Origin of the sequence: Neorhizobium alkalisoli, assembly GCF_007829835.1 — a bacterium.
Classification (GTDB): domain Bacteria; phylum Pseudomonadota; class Alphaproteobacteria; order Rhizobiales; family Rhizobiaceae; genus Neorhizobium.
Map to the genome: position 1 here is coordinate 300,008 of NZ_VIWP01000006.1, position 18,356 is coordinate 318,363.

An 18,356-nucleotide genomic window follows, 5' to 3' on the forward strand; every position below is an offset into this window, starting at 1 on the left:
TCCTCAGCCGGCCTGCGGCGGCGTGTTCTGGGCTCTCAGCGCCAGGAATTCTGCATAAAGCCAGTCGCGGCCCTTACGGATGAGCGCATTGTCATCCTTGTTGAGCGGATTGAAGCCCGGCATGTAATATTTCAGCACCAGCGGCGCGCATTTACGCCAGTAGCCCGGCGCGATGAACGTCACCCAAAGCAATTTCAGCCAGAAGCGAGGACCCGTCTTGATGCCATCCACTTCGGCAAAAAGCTTGAGGTTTCGCAGCGTGATCATCAGGAAGTTGACGCAGACGGCATTGAACGCCAGCGTCCGCAGCATGTAGCGCTTGAATGGCGAATAGTTCTTCGTGGCGGCGGCCAGAACATCCAGGGCTACGGCCTTGTGCTCAAGTTCCTCCAGCGCATGCCACATCCAGAGGCGGCGATAGGCGGGAGACGCATTTTCGAGGAATTGCGGGTTGCGCAGGGTCACCGTCGAAAGCGTCGCCGTCAGATGCTCGATGGCGCAGGTGACGGCGAGGCGGAAGATCGGGATCTTGTCGCTGCGCAGTGTCTTCAGCACAGGCGCTTCCATCTTCTCGACGTCATAACCGAGCTTTGCGAGTGCGCGGTTATATTCTTCGTGTTCGCGGGTGTGGAAGGCTTCCTGAACGGCATAACCGTTGATCTCTGCCTTCAGCTTCGCGTCGCCCAGCTTGCCGGCGTAATGTTTCAGGGAACGGATGAAGTAACGCTCGCCTTCCGGCAGGAAGATCGACAGGCCGTCGATCAGGGCCGTCTTGTGGAAATCGCCGTCCAGCCAATGACGAGTCGGGTTGTCCAGAATACCGAAACGGATGTCGCGCGGGATGATGTCTTCGTCGTCATCGCCCGGTGCCGCGCCATCCCATTTCGCGCTGCCGCCAACTCCGCTGGAACCCGCCGCCATCTTCGTTACCTCACATGTTCATCGCCGCGTCCGGCCGGGTCGGCCAGGAGGCCATTTCAACCTGGCGCGACCATAACCAATAGACGCGGGACGGGCAACTTGGCTTGTGCCGGAAACTGTCCATTCGCGGTCATGTTATCGGCAGTTCCGGTCGGGTCAGGCTGCCAGTTCATTGCGGGCGATGAGATCGCCGGCCCTGCGGCGCGCTTCGGCGTCGGCGGCAAACACCTGGTCCATGGTGGTTGCGGAACCGTGGCTTGTCATCTCTTCCATCACCCGCTCGACGATATCGGCCATGTCGAGGAAGCCGATACGGCCGGCGCAGAAAGCGTGGAAGGAAATCTCTTCGGCCGCATTCATGACCGCGGCCTGCACGCCGCCCCTTTCGAGGGCCATGCGTGCCAGCCGCAGGGCCGGGAAGCGCACCTCGTCCGGCGCCTCGAAATCGAGCCTTGCCAGCTTGGCAAAATCCAGCCGTTCGACATTCAGCGTCGGGCGGTCCGGGTAGGTGAGTGCATAACCGATCGCGGTGCGCATGTCCGGGCAGCCGAGCTGCGCCAGAACCGAGCCATCAGAATAACCGACCATGGAATGGATGACGGACTGCGGATGGACGATGACTTCGATCTGTTCCGGCCGGACATTGAAGAGGTGTTTTGCCTCGACCATTTCCAGCGCCTTGTTGAACATCGAGGCGCTGCCGATCGAGATTTTCAGGCCCATCGACCAGTTCGGGTGAGCGCGGGCGATATCGGCTGTCACGCCTGCCATCTGTTCCCGTGTCCAGGTGCGGAAGGGGCCGCCCGATGCTGTGAGGACGATGCGTTCGACCGCGTGATGCTGGTCATCCTCCAGCGACTGGAAGATGGCGCTATGTTCGCTATCGACCGGGATCAGCCGTCCGCCACCTTCCGCCACGGCCTTGACGAAAAGCTCGCCGGCCGAAACCAGGCATTCCTTGTTGGCAAGGCCAATATCGGCGCCACGGCTTGCCGCGGCAAGCGTGGGGGCAAGGCCGGCGGTACCGACAATGGCTGCCATGACCCAGTCCGATGGCCGGGCGCCCGCCTCGATGAGGGCCGCGGCTCCGGCCGCAACCTCGATACCGGTGCCGACAAGCGCGTCTTTCAGGGCAGGGTAGTGTTTTTCGTCTGCCGTTACGGCAAGTTCTGCACCGCAGGCCTTTGCCTGTTCGGCAAGAAGAGCGATGTTGGAATTGCCCGTGATTGCGGCGACCTCGAAGGCGTCGCGCCCGCCGAGCTGGTTGACGACATCGAGCGTGTTGACCCCGATCGAGCCCGTGGAGCCCAGGATAGTGATGCGGCGCTTGTTGCCGAGATCGGCCATGGGAATTCCTGTTTTCTGACTGACCGCTGGTCTACAAGCGAAAGCGGCGCCTCACAAGAGCGTGCTTAAATTCACGACGGCTGCGACCACATGCAGCTTGATTCCACCCGGGTCGCGCGCGACATAGAGCAACTCCGCTTTTCTTCGAATCGCGAAATTGCTCTATCTCTCTGATTTGACGCAGTTCCGGACGCAAAACCGCTACGCACTTTTGCTGGAACTATTCTAGGTTCACCATGGACACGGATCATATCGAGACCCAATGCGTGATTGCCGGTGGTGGGCCGGCCGGACTGATGCTCGGTTTCCTTCTGGCGCGGGCCGGCGTCGATGTCACTGTCGTGGAAAAACACGGCGATTTCCTGCGCGATTTTCGCGGCGACACCATCCATCCCTCGACGCTGCAGGTGATGGACGAGCTCGGCCTGAGCGATGAATTCCTGAAACTGCCGCATACGCGAGCGCCAAAACTGTCGGCGGAAATGGGCGGCCGGACGATCACCATGGCCGATTTTTCGCGCCTGCCGGTGAAACACCGTTTCATCGCCTTCATGCCGCAATGGGATTTTCTCAATTTCCTCAGCGAGCGCGCCAAGGCTTATCCGAATTTCAGGCTGCTGATGCAGGCGGATGTCATCGGCCTGATCGAGGACCGCGGTGTGATCTGCGGACTGACGGTGAAAGTTCCGGAAGGCAGGATCGCTATCCGCGCCAGCCTTGTCGTCGGTGCCGATGGTCGTAATTCGATCGTGCGGCAGAAAGCGGGGCTGGAGATCGAGAATTTCGGCCTTCCGAGCGAAGTGGTCTGGATGAAGCTTTCCAAGCAGGCCGGAGATCCGAACGAGGTTATCGGCCATGCCGGACCGCGTCAGGGGTTCGTGCTGATCGATCGTGGCGATTACTGGCAATGCGGTTATGTCGTGCGTCGGACGACGTTTGCGCAGATCCGCGAGCAGGGAATCGAAGCGTTTAGGCAGAGGGTGGCGGATGTCTCGCCGCTGCCGGCGGAACGGATGAAGGAAATCGAGAGCTTTGACGACACGAGCCTGCTGACGGTCAGGATCGACCGGCTGAAACAATGGTGGCGGTCGGGACTGATCTGCATCGGCGATGCCGCGCATGCGATGTCGCCGATCGGCGGCGTCGGCGTCAATCTGGCGATCCAGGATGCCGTGGCGGCGGCCAATATCCTCTCAAGGCCGCTGCGGGAAAACCGGCTGACCGATGCGGATCTCGCCGCTGTCGAGAAACGCCGCAGTTTTCCGACACGCGCGACACAGAAGCTTCAGCTGATGATGCGCAGCAGCCGGCGCAGCGACGAAGCAAAAGAGGAAAAGCGCAAGGGGCCGCCCGCCTTCATCCGCGGCATCGCGCGGTTTCCGCTGCTGGCACATCTCGCCGGCCGCCTGATGGGGCTCGGTTTTCGCATGGAGCATGTGGCGCCGCAGAAGCGTTAGAGCAGCCCTGAACGGCAACTTTTGAAGGCGTGGTCCGTTGGACTCCTGAAACGGGAGCACGTGCATCATGCTGATGTTTGGACGAATGCTGACGCTGGCGATGGCAATGCTGGGCGGGATTTTCTTTTCCCAGGCGCCGGAATTCGCGCAGCAATACCGGCAGCGGATCGGCGGTGCGCTCGACGAATTGCGGGCCGTCATCACAAGGTTCGACAACGAAGCCAACCGCAACGGCCTCGACCGTCAGAAGGCGCTCGAGCTCTATGCCGCCTCTCCGGAACAGTTCTTGCGCTCCCAAGGGGGCGCCATGCAGCATAATTTCGATCGTTATGCCGTGCTCGACCAGCAGAACCGTGACCTGCAGCAGGCGCCACCGATCGCAAAACCCTTCGTCATCCTGCGCAATCCCGATCCCGACCTGGTCACCAATGCCTGGCGCGATTTCAATCCGGGTGTGCCAGTCACCATGGCCGGCTTTGTCTGGGCCGTGGTCGGGCTTATTGCCGGGTGGCTGGTGGCGGGGCTGTTCGGCACGGCTTCCTTGCGGCGGCGACATGTGAAGCGCGGGCCACAACGAAAGGCCGGCGGATCTATTTCAGGGTCTCCCCCACGGCAGCACGAGATAGGCGATAATGGAGAAAAGTTCGAGCTAACAGGGCAAGCGGAAAAAGCAGATGTGAAGCGGCTCCGGGACGATCTTTTCCGCGAGAAAGGGCCGCGTGAGATACCGCATCATACCGTGTGATCATTTGGCGACGGCAAACGATAGGCTGCAACGTGTGTTTTCCAGCTTAAATCCGCAATGGCAAGAGCATCAAAATAGATGCTTAGGAACGCGGGTGGAATGCCCAAGAACGTCGCTATTCTTAAGTAACTGAGATTTATGGTGATCCCAGATGGATTCGAACCATCGGCCTCAGGATTAGGAATCCTGCGCTCTATCCTGCTGAGCTATGGGACCACTCGGGTGATCCATACAAAAGGCCGGGCGGGAAGCCAAGTGTTTTTCCGCCCGGCGTGATTTCCGATATTTACTCGCTCAGCCGCTGCTCCACGAGCTTGACCCAATAGGACATGCCGTAGGACAGGGACTCGTCGTCAAAATCGTAATGCGGGTTGTGCAGCGGTGCGGTATCGCCATTGCCGATGAAGATGAAGGCGCCCGGGCGGCGTTGCAGCATGAAGGCAAAATCCTCGCCGGCCATGCTGGGATCGACGCTCGGGTCGACATTCGACGCGCCGACGATGTCGGAGGCGACGCGGACTGCGTGATCGGTCTCGCGGTCGTGGTTGCTGGTCACCGGGCATTTGCGTTCGTAGTCGATTGAGGCTTCCGCGCCGTGGGCAGAAACGATGCCGTCGACGATCTGGCGGATGCGGTTTTCGGCAAGGTCTCGTGTCTCTTCGCTCAATGTACGAACGGTGCCCATCAGCGTTGCCTGGTCGGGGATGATGTTGTGGGTGGTGCCCGCGTCGAAGCGGGTGACGGATATGACGACGGAATTGACCGGATCGGCATTGCGGGCGGCGATCGCCTGCAGGCTGCCGACCAGTTGCGAGCCGATGAAGATCGGGTCGATCGTCTTGTGCGGCTGGGCCGCGTGGCCGCCGCGGCCCTTGATGGTGATGGAAAACTTGTCGGGTGCTGCCATGATGCCGCCCTTGCGGATGGCGAACTGGCCGACGGGGATGCCTGGCATATTGTGCATGCCATAAACTTCGTCGATGCCGAAGCGCTCCATCATGCCGTCTTCGATCATGGCGAGCGCACCGGCGCCGCCTTCTTCGGCGGGCTGGAAGATCAGCGCGACCGTGCCGTCGAAATTGCGTGTTTCGGCCAGATATTTGGCAGCGCCGAGCAGCATGGAGGTGTGGCCGTCATGGCCGCAGGCATGCATGCGGCCTTCGGTCTTTGAAGCCCAGGGCTTGTTCGTCAGCTCAGTCAGCGGCAGGGCGTCCATATCGGCGCGAAGGCCGATCGTGCGGCCGTTACCAGCACCACCCTTGCCGTGAATGATACCGACGACGCCGGTGCGGCCGATGCCGGTGACGATCTCGTCCACGCCAAATTCTTCGAGTTTTTCGGCGACAAAGGCTGCAGTGTTTTCGACCGCGTAAAGGATTTCGGGATTTTCATGGAGATGACGGCGCCACTCGCTGACCTCGCCCTGAAGTTCGGCGGCCCGGTTCAAAATAGGCATAAAATTTCCTGTTCTGCTACTCACGCGGTTATGACGGCTCTCCCGGCGAAGAGTGTGCCCCGCTTGATTGACGGAATCAATCTTCTTTGCCATTGCTTGGACACATAGGCCGCATATGCGCCACACTCGTTAAGTCGTAACCGACGAGGACTGTCTTGCCACTTTCCATGCTTCGATCCGCCGCCGCTCGCCGGCTCGTTTCCGCCGTGACGGTTTTCGGGGTGCTTGCCACCGCAACAGCCGCCTCCGCCAATCCGCGGATCATCGTTGATGTGAAGACCGGCCGGGTGATCGCCCATCAGGACGCGTTCATCAAATGGTATCCGGCATCGCTGACCAAGCTTATGACGGCTTACGTGGCCTTCGATGCCCTGAAGAGCGGTCGCCTTAATCTCAACAGCACGGTGACCGTCAGCCAGAAGGCAGCGAACCAGCCGCCGAGCAAGATGTTCTTCTCGGTCGGCACGACGATGACGCTCGACAATGCCCTGAAGATGATGCTCGTCAAATCCGCCAATGACATGGCGTTTGCGGTCGGCGAAACAGTCGGCGGTGGCTCGATCGAGCAGTTCGTCAACATGATGAATGCCGAGGCGGCGAAGCTTGGGATGACCTCGACTCATTACATCAATCCGAACGGCCTGCCCGGCAAGGGCCAATATTCGACGGCGCGCGATCTGGCTGTGCTGACGTTGCGGCTGAAGCGCGATTTCCCGGAATATCAGGGTTATTTCTCGCTCGAAGGCATCGATACGGGCAAGAAGCAATATTCCAACTACAACACGCTGATCGGCCGTTTTGATGGTGCTGACGGCATGAAGACCGGCTTCATCTGCGCCTCCGGCTTCAACCAGATCGGTTCGGCGACGCGGGGCGATCGCCAGGTGATTTCTGTCGTGCTCGGTTCCGACAGCCTTGCCGGTCGCGCCGACGATACGGCGAACCTCTTGCAGCAGGGCCTGACCTCTTCGCCGAACGAAGGTGTGCCGCTCGCCTCGCTGCCGGCCTATGGCAATACGGCCGAAGTCAACGATGTCAGCGCCGAGATCTGCAATCCGAAGGCGGCAAAAGTGCGCAGCGAAACGCGCGACGATGCCGGCCGCACGATCCAGCATTCGCCCTATATCCACAAGATGGACCATGAGCCGCAGTTTACCTCGGTGATGCCGATTACGGGCGGCGAGATCGAGCCGCCGGTGAAGGGCGCCAAGAATGCCAATGTGAAGCCCGGCCAGACGGCAAATGTGCCGCTGCCGAGCCCGCGTCCGAGCCTCTGAGGGTTTTCGCCCATGGCCTCGATGGACAAGCGCATTCCGGTCTCGATCCTCACGGGTTTTCTCGGGGCCGGCAAGTCGACTTTGCTCAACCGCATTCTCAAGGATCCGGAGACCAGCAATACGGCGGTCATCATCAACGAGTTCGGTGAGGTCGGGATCGACAATCTGCTGGTCGAATCCTCCGGCGATGCGCTGCTCGAACTTTCGAACGGCTGCCTCTGCTGCACGATCCGCGGCGAGCTGATCGATACGCTCGCCTCTCTGATGGATGGCGTGCAGACCGGAAGGCTGCAGCCGATCCACCGGGTCGTGATCGAAACGACCGGGCTTGCCGATCCGGCGCCGGTCATGCAGTCGGTGATGGGAAATCCTGTCATTGCCCAGAATTTCGTCCTTGATGGCGTCGTCACCGTGGTCGATGCGGTGAACGGTCTTTCGACGCTCGACCGGCACATCGAGGCGGTCAAGCAGGTTGCTGTTGCCGATCGGCTGGTGATCTCCAAGCTGTCCATGGCTGATGCGGCTCAGGTTGCGGCGCTGAAGGCGCGGCTTGCCACGCTGAACCCACGCGCGCCTGTGGTCGATGGCGATAGTTCTGAGGCCGGCATTGCCGCGATCCTGGTCAACGGGCTTTATGACCCGGCGACGAAGATCGCCGACGTGGACCGTTGGCTACGCGACGAACTGGCTGGTGACGGGCATCACCATCACCACGATCATGCGCATGATCACCATCATCATGACGACCACCATGCGCATCACGGGCACGACCATCATGATCACGGTCACCACGCACATGGCGGCCATCACCACCATGATATCAACCGCCATGGCGAAGATATACGCTCCTTCTCGATCATCCATGACAAGCCGATCGATCCGATGGCGCTCAACATGTTCGTCGATCTTTTGCGGTCGGCTCATGGCGAAAAGCTTTTGCGGATGAAGGCGATCGTGGCGCTCTCCGACAATCCGGAGCGTCCGCTGGTGCTGCATGGTGTGCAGAGCGTGTTTCACCCGCCGGAGCGCCTGGCGAAATGGCCGGAAGGTTCGGATCGCCGCACCCGTATGGTGCTGATCACCCAGGATCTGCCTGAGGCCTTTGTCTCCGACCTGTTCGCCGCTTTTACCGGCCAGCCGCGGCTCGACCGGCCGGATAGGGCGGCGCTTGAGGATAACCCGCTCTCGGTGCCGGGGATGAAGATCTAGCGATTTGACGCTCTCGCTGCCGGCATCATGGCTAAGTTGCCCCTCACCCTAACCCTCTCCCCGCTTGCGGGGAGAGGGGACGTGGCTCACGAAATGCGGGAGAGGTACAGAGAGCTATCGGCATATTCCTTCTCCCCGCCTGCGGGGAGAAGGTGGCGGCAGCCGGATGAGGGGCAAGCGCAGCGGTATCGCTAAGACTTTAAGCGCCGCCCGCACGCCAAAAATTCTCAACCCTTCCGGATCACGAACCTATGCCCCGTTTCCGTCCGTTCGGACAGGAGAAGCGCATGGCCGTCCTCATTGCAAAGATGCGGGATATCGATGCCGGCGAGCGGATCGGTGGTTTCCACCGTCAGTTCTGCACCCGAAGGCATTTCCTTCAGGCGGCGACGGGTTTTCAGGACGGGGAGGGGGCATTTCAGCCCGCGAAGATCATAGCTCTCCGCGGACATGCGTGTCAGTCCTTGGCCCAGAACTTCCAGAACGGCTTCTTGGCTTCTTCCGAGACCGGCTGCGGTACAGCGGCATAAGCAAGCGGATTCTGTTCCGGAACCGGCACGGCAATGGTCTTGCCCTGCGCCGTGGCAATGGTCGGGGTGCTTGCAGCGGCGATGGCCGGTGCGGAGGACGGGATCGAGGCGGTTGCGGACGCCGTCATCGGCAGGCGGTCCTGCTTCATGCGCTCGGCGGCAGACGCTGCGCGAGGCGTGCCTGACGTTGCGTAGCCTGCGGGCATCGGGCCTGCGGACGCAAGCACGGTATTGGCCGGCGCACCATTGGCGGCGGCCATCTTCTTTTCCATCAGCGACTTGAAATCAGCTTCGCTCATCAGCTTGCCGGCTTCGAGCGAGGTGCCGGTCGGCGCATAGGCGAGTTCGCGGCCCTTGCGCTTGCCGGCAACGACGGCCTTGCGCTCGGCTTCGCTCGGTTCGTACCAGACCTTGCCGTCGAACTTGTCGAGTGCCGACTTGTAAGCGACGTCATAGGTCTTGTCATAGGAAGACAGAGCCGAGACGAGCGCAGGCGGCGTGGCGGATGACGGGCAGGCGCCGGCGGCGCCACCGGTCGGATTGGTCTGCTGGTTGAAGACGTATTTCTTCTCGCAGAAACCGACATCCGGCGGACGCTTGGTCACTTCGAAATTGTCGTAGCCGACCTTCAGCATCTTCCAGAAATCGTAATTCGGATTGTCGCGATGGCGCGCCATGTTTTCCGCAGTCATGCGGAAGGGCAGCGCTTCGAGCTGAACCGAGGTCTGGCCGCCCTTGAAGGCGTCGCGAGCAAAGGCGTAGATTTCCAGAACCTGTTCGTCGGTCATCGAATAGCAGCCGGATGAGGAGCAGGCGCCGTGGATCATCAGGTTCGTGCCATAACGGCCGTTCGCCTGATCATAGCGGTTCGGGAAGCCGGTATTGATCGCGAGGTAATATTTCGAGTTCGGATTGAGATGCGCCGGCGTCAGATTGTAAAAACCTTCCGGAGCCTGCCGGTCGCCTTCCTTGATCTTCGGGCCGAGCTTGCCGGACCAGGCGCAGATGTCATAGCTCTTGATGACGTCGAAACGGTTGTCGGCCTTCGCCTTCCAGATCTCCAGCTTGCCCTCTTCCTTGAGGATGCGGATCATGATCGGCGACTGGCGCGGCATGTCCTTCTTCTGCATGTCCGCAAGGACTGTCGCAGGCAGGGGCTGCTCAACCTTGTTCTTGACGGTCGAGAGATCGATCTTGGCGGTATCGAGCGTGTCATTACAGCCGGTGAGGGCGGTCGCTACCAGAAGGGCGAAAGCGATGTGTTTCAAGCGCATCGAGACAAACCACGTATCAGGAATGGCAAATAACTGCCGTTACAGGTGCATGATAATAAGCCGGTAAGCTTTACATCTTCTTAACCGCTTCTGCGGACCTGTCCAGTCAAACCGATCCGGCCGCCCCGGTTTTCCCACGGCCGGACTATAGACAGATTTTGTCAATTTGACGAGAGCGGCCGCCTGATCCTGGAAGATCAGAGATTGCGGCCGATATCGAGGAATTTCTGGCGGCGGGCGTTGCGGACTTCTTCGCCGGAAAGCTTGCCGAGTTCGGCCAGCGCCGAGGCGATGACCTTGCCGGCAGCATTGATGACGAACATCGGATCGCGATGGGCGCCGCCGACCGGCTCTGCGATGATGTCGTCAATGATGCCGAGCGACTTCAGGTCTTCGGCGGTGATCTTCATGTTCGTTGCCGCTTCGCGGGCGCGGGTCGAATCGCGCCACAGGATCGAGGCTGCACCTTCCGGCGAGATGACCGAATAGATCGAATGCTCGAGCATGTAGACCTTGTTGCCGGTGGCGATCGCGATCGCGCCGCCGGAGCCGCCTTCGCCGATGACGATCGAGATCAGCGGAACCTTGACGGCAAGGCACATTTCCGTCGAACGGGCGATGGCTTCCGCCTGGCCGCGTTCTTCGGCGCCGACGCCCGGATAGGCGCCTGCGGTGTCGATCAGGCTGATGATCGGCAGCTTGAAACGGTCGGCCAGTTCAAGAATGCGGATCGCCTTGCGATAGCCTTCCGGTCGCGGGCTGCCAAAGTTGTGCTTGAGGCGGGACTTGGTGTCGTGGCCCTTTTCCTGACCGATCAGCGCCACAGGCATGCCGTTGAAACGGGCAAGGCCAGCCTGGATGGCAGCGTCCTCGCCGAAATTGCGGTCGCCGGCCAGCGGCGTGAAATCGGTGAAGAGGTGGGCTGCGTAATCAACGAAATGCGGGCGCTGCGGATGGCGCGCGACCTGCGTCTTTTCCCAGGCACCGAGCTTGGAATAGATCTCCTTGACCGATTCCTTCACGCGCGCTTCAAGCCGCGTGATCTCATCAGTCGTGTCGATGCTCTCATTCTCGTCCGCGAGCTTTTTCAGCTCGTGAATCTTGCCCTCAAGGTCCGAGATCGGCTTTTCGAAGTCGAGATAAGTTTGCATGAGATCCGGCTTCCGGTTGTTTTAACTTGGGGAACGCGAGGCTCCCTTTTTTCAATTGGCGCCTCTAATCCCGGTTTTTGGCCTGTTTTGCAAGAGGGTGATGCATTTGCACCGTCTCTCTCAGCCTTTCTTCCAGCACATGTGTGTAGATTTGTGTCGTCGAAATGTCCGAATGGCCAAGCAGTTCCTGCACGACGCGCAGGTCCGCGCCATTCTGCAGGAGGTGGCTGGCAAAGGCGTGGCGCAGCACATGCGGCGAGATTGAGGTCGCTCTCAAGCCCGCCCGCGCCGCCAATCCCTTCAGGTCGCGGGCAAAAACCTGACGCGGCAGAAAACCTTCCTTGCCGGAGGAGGGAAACAGCCAGTTGCTTTCCGCAGCCCGCGGATCCTTCTCTCTTGCTGTGCCGTAAACCTTGATCGCTGCGATTGCGGCGCGCGACAGCGGCACGAGCCTTTCCTTGGCGCCCTTGCCGCGGATGATCAGAAAACGGCCCTCCTGATCCAGCACTTTTACGGGGAGCGAGACGAGTTCGCTGACGCGCATGCCCGTAGCATAGAGCAGTTCGAGAAGCGCGTGCATGCGTGTGGGGCCGAGGGGGTCGTCGCCCGGCTCCTGCGCTTCTTCACTGGCGCGCTCCAGAAGCCGGGTCACGTCTTCCTCGCTCATGATCTTGGGCAGCGGGCGGCCTTTTTTCGGTGCGTCTAGAACCGAGGTCGGGTCGTCCCCGCGCAGGTTTTCGGCGTAGAGGAATTTGTAGAACTGCCGCATGGCCGACAGTCGCCGCGCCTGGGAAGAGGCGGCAAATCCCTGCCGGTTCAGGTGCGTGAGATAGGCGGAAAGATCCGCGCTTTCGGCCGAAGACGCCGTCTTGCTGCGGCTGGCGAGAAAGGAAAGCATGTCGTCCAGATCTCGCTCATAGGACGAGAGGGTATTGGTCGCCGCACCGCGTTCGGCGCTCATCATTTCGAGGAAGGCTTCCATATGGGCGCGCGAAAGGTCTGCCATCGACTGTCTTTCGTATTTTACGGCGGTGGAGCCGGGCAGGGATCAGGGTTTCTGCGGCGACGCTGCAGGCGGGTTGAGGCGTTCGGACGGAATGCGCACCGTCACATCCCGCGGCCGCGGCTCGACAAGCACAACCAATGCAACCATGCTCCCGTAGGCGATGCCGGCAATCACCGCCAGAACGAACAGAAACCGGAACAGGGTAGGCATCAGGAACTCCGCATCATCGCGACGCAATATATCGTTAAATGTTTATAGATCGACAAGAACTTTCGGCTTTCCGCGGCTTGACGCTTCGAGTGCATTTGTCGATACCGTTTTTCAAACGGACGACACCATGAACGAAGTTGCATCACTTGCAGGACAACCGCTCAGCGAACAGGCGCGCCAGGCGCTGGGCAAGCGCAACCTGATCTTTGTCGGCCTGATGGGCGCCGGCAAGTCGGTGATCGGCCGTCTCGTGGCGCAGACGCTTTCCATCCCCTTTATCGATACCGATGCGGAAATCGAAAAGGTTTCCCGCATGTCGATCTCCGAACTGTTTGCCGCTTACGGCGAAACGGAGTTCCGGGCGCTAGAGACTCGGGTGATCGAGCGGCTCTTGAAACAGGGGCCTCGTGTCGTTTCCACCGGCGGCGGTGCCTTCATCAACGAGGCGACCCGAGCCCAGATCAAGCTCGGCGGCGTTTCGATCTGGTTGAAGGCCGACCTCGACGTGCTCTGGGATCGCGTCAGCCGGCGCGATCATCGGCCGTTGCTGAAGACGGAAAATCCAAGACAGACGCTCGAAAACCTGATGATCCAGCGTTATCCGGTCTATGCGGAAGCGGACATGACCATCCTTTCTGAAAACGTCCGCAAGGAAGTCATGGTCGACGAGGTGTTGAAAGCACTCGCCGGGCTTTCTGGTGAAGGTGATCTGGCGGGCAAAGGTGAATTGAAATGAAAGTATCTTCCCGGTCCTCCGAGCGCTCCGAAGCCGAACGTCTGGTTCATGTGCCGCTCGGCGAGCGCGCCTATGACATCCTGATCGGCCCCGGCCTGATCGGCCGCGCCGGCGGCGAGATCACTTCGCGACTGAAGGGCCGTCGCGCCGCGATCGTGACCGACGAGAATGTCGCGCCGCTTTATCTCGAAGCGCTGATGGACAGTCTGCAGACGGACGGGATCGAAGCCGTTTCCCTGACCCTGCCGGCCGGCGAAAAGACCAAGAGCCTCGAACATTTGGCGACCGTCACCGACATGGTGCTCGCCGCCCGCATCGAACGCAACGATGCCGTGATTGCGCTTGGCGGCGGCGTGATCGGCGATCTTGCGGGCTTTGCGGCCGGTATCGTGCGCCGCGGCGTGCGCTTCGTGCAGATCCCGACCTCGCTTCTGGCGCAGGTGGATTCCTCCGTCGGGGGCAAGACCGGCATCAATACCCGCCATGGCAAGAACCTGCTCGGCGTGTTTCACCAGCCGGATCTGGTTCTCGCTGATACGGCGGCGCTCGACACGCTGTCTGAGCGCGAATTCCGCGCGGGTTATGCGGAAGTGGCCAAATACGGCCTGATCGACCAGCCGGACTTTTTCGCCTGGCTGGAAAAGAACTGGAAGCCGATGTTTGCCGGCGGGCCGGAGCGGATCGAGGCGATTGCCATCGCCTGTCAGGCGAAGTCGGATGTCGTCGTCGAGGACGAGCGCGAGAACGGTCGGCGCGCGCTGCTCAATCTTGGCCATACATTCGGCCATGCGCTGGAAGCTGCAACGCAGTATGACAGCGCACGTCTCGTGCATGGTGAGGGCGTGTCGATCGGCATGGTTCTCGCCTACCAGTTCTCGTCGCGGCTCAATCTGGCAAGCCCGGACGATGCGGTACGGGTCGAAAAGCACCTGAAGAGCGTCGGTCTGCCGACCCGGATCGACGAGATCCCCGGCGAAATGCCGCCGACCGAAAAGCTGCTGGACGCGATCGCCCAGGACAAGAAGGTCAAGGGCGGCAAGCTCACCTTCATCCTCACCCGCGGTATCGGCGAGGCTTTTGTGGCCGACGATGTACCGTCTTCCGAAGTTCTTTCCTTCCTTGAGGGCAAGCGGGGCAAATGACGACAAAGGCGGGGCTGTTTTCGCGAGTGATCAACGCGCTGATCCGCAGCCTGCTTCGCATGTCCGGCGCGTCGCTGTCGCCGGAGACGCTGGCTTTGTCGAACCATGACGCCCTTCATGCGGCGCTCGACACGATCCATCGCGACCAGAATTTCAACCATCAGCATCGCGACCGGCTGAGCGGCCTGTTCGAGCTCGAGGAACTGGAAGTCTCCGACGTGATGAAGCACCGCACGGTGATGCGGGCGATCAATGCCGACGACCTGCCGGAAACCGTGGTGCGCACGGTGCTGGAAAGCCCCTATACGCGCATGCCCGTCTGGCGCAATTCGACGGAAAACATCATCGGCATCGTGCATGCCAAGGATATTTTGCGGGCATTAGCCGAGCCGGATATCGATCCGCAGACGCTCGATGTCGTCAAAATCGCGCAGAAACCGTGGTTCGTGCCCGACAGCACCAGCCTCAAGGATCAGCTCGGTGCCTTCCTGAAGCGCAAGATGCATTTCGCCGTCGTTGTCGACGAATATGGCGAGGTCCAGGGCATCGTCACGCTGGAAGATATTCTGGAAGAGATCGTCGGCGACATTGCCGATGAGCACGATATCGAGATCCAGGGTGTACGCCAGGAGGCGGATGGTTCGATTGTCGTTGACGGTTCGGTGCCGATCCGCGACCTCAACCGCGCCCTTGACTGGAATCTGCCGGATGCTGACGCCACCACGATTGCTGGTCTCGTCATTAACGAATCGAAGCTCATTCCGGAAGAGCGGCAGGCATTTACCTTCCACGGCAAGCGGTTCATCGTGATGAAGCGGGAGAAGAACCGGATCACCCGGCTGAGGATCCGGCCGGTGGACGAGACGGCGCTGCCGGCGGAGTAGGTACGCGGCTCCAGCCTTTCACTCTTGTTTGATTGGCAATGGTTGCTGCAGGGGCGGATATTCCAAGGCCAGCGACACCAATTCGACGCAACTGTCGCTCATCGCCTTTTCATGTAGAGGCTTGAGGGAGAGAGAGCATGAATAGCAGTCTCGTTCTGAAGGTTGCCGCGTCACTTGCCGCCGGCACCTTTGCGATGCTGGCAATAATGCAGAGCGCCGGCGCTGCCGACAGGGTTCGCATCAGCGGAACCATCGAAAGCCTGAATGGCGATACGCTCATGGTCAAAAGCCTCGACGGCAAGGAGATCATGGTCATGATGAAGCCTGGCCTGAACGTGATGGGCATCAAGAATGCCTCTGTCGCGGACATTAAACCCGGCGATTTTGTCGGTGTTGGATCCCAGCCGACGCAGAGTGGCATCAATGGTGCCGTCCAGGTGGTGATCTTCCCGGCTTCCATGAAAGGTACTGGTGAAGGCGATCGGGCCTGGAGTGTCCGTCCCAATGGCTCGATGACGAATGCGACAGTTGCCGATGCGGTCAAGGACGTGAATGGTCCTGTTCTGACGCTTGCCTATCAGGGCGGTCAACGGAAGATCAGCATTCCAGATGGCACGACGATCGTCGCTCTTTCTCCCGCTACCAGGGATGATCTAAAGGCCGGTGCCGGCGTTTCGGTGCAGGGCCAGGGCGGTGATGACAATATGGTGACCGCGGATGCCGTGCGTGTCGGAATAGCCGGCGCAACGCCTCCAAAATGATCTAGTGCTGGAAGCCCTTTGCAGCTGAATTGTTTCGGCTACAGTCTTATCCGCGTCTCATGCAAAGCCGCGGCTCATCGCAATTCGGCAGATGGCTGACTTGGCTTGCCGTCTCATCATCCCCATCTAAGACCAGTCACCAACGCGTCGCTTCCCCCGGAGCGGCTGCCTCCACCGCCAGTGCATGCAGTCCGGCATCCAGTTCCGGCTTTAGCAGCGCATTGACGGCCCGGTGGCGGTCGAGCCTGCTCATTCCGGCAAATGTCTTGGAAACGATGCGAACCCGCATATGGGTTTCGCCGGTGCCTGTCATGTCCGGCTGGTGGCCGGCGTGGTGGTGGCTTTCGTCGATCACCTCCAGATGTTCCGGATCGAGATGTGCGCTGAGCGTGGCTTCGATGCGGGATCTGACGGACATTTTTTGGGCCTCTTCAAGCGGCGTCGGGGCGACGCAGGGGGCTATTCACAAACCAGTAAGAAACCGCTTTGTCAATTCTTGTTCGGCCCGTCCGCGGACCCCATAATGAGGGCCTCATGAAACTCGATTCCAAATATTTCGACCGTATCCGGACGCGCCGGAAAAGGGAGCAGGAAGCTCCCCCGCAGGCCCCGACCTGCCAATGGGACGGCTGCGACAAGCCGGGTGCCCATCGCGCGCCCGTGGGTCGAAATGCCGAAGGCCAGTTCTTCATGTTCTGCTTCGATCACGTGCGCGAATATAACAAGGGCTATAATTATTTCTCCGGCCTGTCGGATGGCGAGATTGCGCGCTATCAGAAGGAAGCGATTACCGGTCACCGCCCGACCTGGACTGTCGGCGTCAACAAGGCCGCCAAGGATGCGCCACTGCATTCGACCATGCGCTCCGGCGCAACCGCGGCCGGTGCTGGTGCCGCCTATGCGCAGCAGCGTTTTCGCGATCCGTTCGGTTTCGTTTCCCAGGCCCGTGCCAATGGCGGCGGTGGCCGTTTCGAGACGGGCGGGCGCAAGCTGAAATCGCTGGAAGCCAAGGCTCTCGATACGCTGGAACTCAGCGCGAATGCCACGGCTGTCGACATCAAGCGCAAATACAAGGAACTGGTGAAAAAGCACCATCCCGACGCCAATGGCGGCGACCGCGGTTCGGAAGAACGTTTTCGCGCCGTCATTCAAGCATATCAGTTGTTGAAGCAGGCGGGTTTCTGCTAAGCCGTTACCATTATGGCATTGAGGACGACGGCCGGGCGGGCGCCCGCGCCTTGGAGTGATGATGAGCAAGATTGATCTGGATATTTCCAACCTTCCCGATACCACCGTTTCCGTCCGGGATGTTTTTGGCATCGATACCGATTTGAGGGTTCCTGCTTACAGCAATGGCGACCCCTATGTTCCGGACCTCGATCCGGATTATCTCTTCGACCGCGACACGACGCTCGCCATTCTCGCAGGCTTTGCCCATAACCGACGCGTCATGGTCTCCGGCTTCCACGGCACCGGCAAGTCGACCCATATCGAACAGGTCGCGGCCCGCCTCAACTGGCCTTGCGTGCGTATCAACCTCGACAGCCATGTCAGCCGTATCGACCTCGTCGGCAAGGACGCGATCGTTCTGAAGGACGGCAAGCAGGTTACCGAATTCAAGGACGGCATTCTGCCCTGGGCCTACCAGCACAATGTCGCGCTCGTCTTCGACGAATACGATGCCGGCCGTCCGGACGTGATGTTCGTCATTCAGCGCGTGCTGGAATCGTCGGGCCGCCTGACCCTGCTCGACCAGAGCCGCGTCATCCGCCCTCACCCGGCCTTCCGCATTTTCGCGACTGCCAACACGGTCGGCCTCGGCGATACGACCGGCCTCTATCACGGCACGCAGCAGATCAACCAGGCGCAGATGGACCGCTGGTCGATCGTCACCACGCTGAACTATCTGCCGCATGAGAAGGAAGTCGATATCGTTGCCGCCAAGGTGAAGTCTTTCGGCGCCACCAAGGAAGGCCGCGAGACGGTTTCCAAGATGGTGCGCGTTGCCGATCTCACCCGCTCGGCCTTCATCAACGGCGACCTGTCGACCGTCATGAGCCCGCGTACGGTCATCACCTGGGCGGAAAACGCCGAGATCTTCGGTGATGTCGCTTTCGCCTTCCGCATCACCTTCCTCAACAAGTGCGACGAACTGGAACGCACGCTGGTTGCCGAACAGTACCAGCGCGCCTTCGGCGTCGAGCTTAAGGAAAGCGCCGCCAACATCGTTCTCGGAGCTTAAGGGCAGGG

The 18,356-nt window shown here is 60.4% G+C and carries 18 protein-coding genes, 1 tRNA gene and 1 pseudogene; 10 read left to right on the forward strand and 10 right to left on the reverse strand.

What is annotated here, in order from left to right; translation table 11 throughout:
* Positions 1–3: 3 nt before the first annotated feature.
* Both FHW37_RS23045 and dxr read right to left on the reverse strand, forming a co-directional pair.
* Complete coding sequence (locus FHW37_RS23045; RefSeq protein WP_145640620.1) at positions 4–921, reverse strand: metal-dependent hydrolase; 918 nt, start codon at positions 919–921, stop codon at positions 4–6.
* Between the two features lie 156 nt (positions 922–1,077).
* Positions 1,078–2,268, reverse strand: coding sequence for a 1-deoxy-D-xylulose-5-phosphate reductoisomerase (dxr, locus tag FHW37_RS23050; RefSeq protein ID WP_145640622.1), 1,191 nt, complete (start codon positions 2,266–2,268; stop codon positions 1,078–1,080).
* 236 nt (positions 2,269–2,504) lie between these two features.
* Between dxr and FHW37_RS23055 the strand changes: the two genes are divergently transcribed.
* Together FHW37_RS23055 and FHW37_RS23060 are read left to right on the forward strand one after the other, a co-directional pair.
* Positions 2,505–3,725 (forward strand): FAD-dependent oxidoreductase, encoded by a 1,221-nt coding sequence (locus tag FHW37_RS23055; RefSeq protein WP_145640623.1) that lies wholly within the window; start codon positions 2,505–2,507, stop codon positions 3,723–3,725.
* Between the two features lie 67 nt (positions 3,726–3,792).
* The gene (locus FHW37_RS23060) at positions 3,793–4,470 is read left to right on the forward strand and encodes a DUF2937 family protein (RefSeq protein WP_145640625.1); all 678 of its coding nucleotides are present in this window, start codon (positions 3,793–3,795) and stop codon (positions 4,468–4,470) included.
* Between the two features lie 139 nt (positions 4,471–4,609).
* On the opposite strand, the gene FHW37_RS23065 is transcribed toward FHW37_RS23060, so the two are convergent.
* Both FHW37_RS23065 and FHW37_RS23070 read right to left on the reverse strand, forming a co-directional pair.
* Positions 4,610–4,686 (reverse strand) — tRNA-Arg (locus FHW37_RS23065).
* Between the two features lie 70 nt (positions 4,687–4,756).
* Positions 4,757–5,926 (reverse strand): M20 aminoacylase family protein, encoded by a 1,170-nt coding sequence (locus tag FHW37_RS23070; RefSeq protein ID WP_145640627.1) that lies wholly within the window; start codon positions 5,924–5,926, stop codon positions 4,757–4,759.
* Positions 5,927–6,081: 155 nt separating this feature from the next.
* On the opposite strand from FHW37_RS23070, the gene FHW37_RS23075 reads away from it, so the two are divergent.
* A complete protein-coding gene (locus tag FHW37_RS23075) occupies positions 6,082–7,203 on the forward strand; it encodes a D-alanyl-D-alanine carboxypeptidase family protein (RefSeq protein ID WP_432442888.1) in 1,122 nt (373 codons plus the stop codon).
* 12 nt (positions 7,204–7,215) lie between these two features.
* Positions 7,216–8,412, forward strand: coding sequence for a CobW family GTP-binding protein (locus tag FHW37_RS23080; protein WP_145640629.1), 1,197 nt, complete (start codon positions 7,216–7,218; stop codon positions 8,410–8,412).
* A 227-nt stretch (positions 8,413–8,639) separates the two neighbouring features.
* Here FHW37_RS23080 and FHW37_RS23085 read toward each other — a convergent pair whose 3' ends face one another.
* From FHW37_RS23085 to FHW37_RS33685, 5 genes are all read right to left on the reverse strand, one after another.
* Positions 8,640–8,864 (reverse strand): sulfurtransferase TusA family protein, encoded by a 225-nt coding sequence (locus tag FHW37_RS23085; RefSeq protein WP_145640631.1) that lies wholly within the window; start codon positions 8,862–8,864, stop codon positions 8,640–8,642.
* 5 nt (positions 8,865–8,869) lie between these two features.
* Positions 8,870–10,216, reverse strand: a complete 1,347-nt coding sequence (locus FHW37_RS23090) for a L,D-transpeptidase family protein (protein ID WP_145640633.1) — start codon at positions 10,214–10,216, stop codon at positions 8,870–8,872.
* 197 nt (positions 10,217–10,413) lie between these two features.
* The gene (locus FHW37_RS23095) at positions 10,414–11,367 is read right to left on the reverse strand and encodes an acetyl-CoA carboxylase carboxyltransferase subunit alpha (protein ID WP_145640635.1); all 954 of its coding nucleotides are present in this window, start codon (positions 11,365–11,367) and stop codon (positions 10,414–10,416) included.
* A 64-nt stretch (positions 11,368–11,431) separates the two neighbouring features.
* Positions 11,432–12,373 carry a site-specific tyrosine recombinase XerD gene (gene xerD, locus FHW37_RS23100; protein WP_145640637.1) on the reverse strand — a complete coding sequence of 314 codons (942 nt, stop codon included), beginning with the start codon at positions 12,371–12,373 and terminating at the stop codon, positions 11,432–11,434.
* Between the two features lie 42 nt (positions 12,374–12,415).
* Positions 12,416–12,583, reverse strand: coding sequence for a hypothetical protein (locus FHW37_RS33685; RefSeq protein ID WP_186458364.1), 168 nt, complete (start codon positions 12,581–12,583; stop codon positions 12,416–12,418).
* A gap of 127 nt (positions 12,584–12,710) precedes the next feature.
* On the opposite strand from FHW37_RS33685, the gene FHW37_RS23105 reads away from it, so the two are divergent.
* The 4 genes and pseudogenes from FHW37_RS23105 to FHW37_RS23120 all read left to right on the forward strand — a co-directional run bounded on the left by FHW37_RS23105 (position 12,711) and on the right by FHW37_RS23120 (position 16,106).
* Positions 12,711–13,319: a shikimate kinase gene (locus FHW37_RS23105; RefSeq protein ID WP_145640639.1), complete on the forward strand. Its 609-nt coding sequence runs from the start codon at positions 12,711–12,713 to the stop codon at positions 13,317–13,319.
* Entirely contained in the window at positions 13,316–14,461 is a 1,146-nt protein-coding gene (aroB, locus tag FHW37_RS23110; protein ID WP_145640642.1) for a 3-dehydroquinate synthase, read from the forward strand. Before FHW37_RS23105 ends, aroB begins: the two co-directional genes overlap by 4 nt.
* A gap of 11 nt (positions 14,462–14,472) precedes the next feature.
* Positions 14,473–15,345, forward strand: a pseudogene (locus FHW37_RS23115) (transporter associated domain-containing protein); the annotation flags it as partial.
* A 137-nt stretch (positions 15,346–15,482) separates the two neighbouring features.
* Positions 15,483–16,106, forward strand: a complete 624-nt coding sequence (locus tag FHW37_RS23120; RefSeq protein WP_145640646.1) for a hypothetical protein — start codon at positions 15,483–15,485, stop codon at positions 16,104–16,106.
* 136 nt (positions 16,107–16,242) lie between these two features.
* Here FHW37_RS23120 and FHW37_RS23125 read toward each other — a convergent pair whose 3' ends face one another.
* Positions 16,243–16,524 carry a BolA family protein gene (locus FHW37_RS23125; protein WP_145640648.1) on the reverse strand — a complete coding sequence of 94 codons (282 nt, stop codon included), beginning with the start codon at positions 16,522–16,524 and terminating at the stop codon, positions 16,243–16,245.
* 116 nt (positions 16,525–16,640) lie between these two features.
* Here FHW37_RS23125 and FHW37_RS23130 point away from each other — a divergent pair, with 116 nt between their 5' ends.
* Entirely contained in the window at positions 16,641–17,294 is a 654-nt protein-coding gene (locus FHW37_RS23130; protein ID WP_145640650.1) for a J domain-containing protein, read from the forward strand.
* 61 nt (positions 17,295–17,355) lie between these two features.
* Entirely contained in the window at positions 17,356–18,348 is a 993-nt protein-coding gene (gene cobS, locus FHW37_RS23135; protein WP_145640652.1) for a cobaltochelatase subunit CobS, read from the forward strand.
* Positions 18,349–18,356 lie beyond the last annotated feature (8 nt).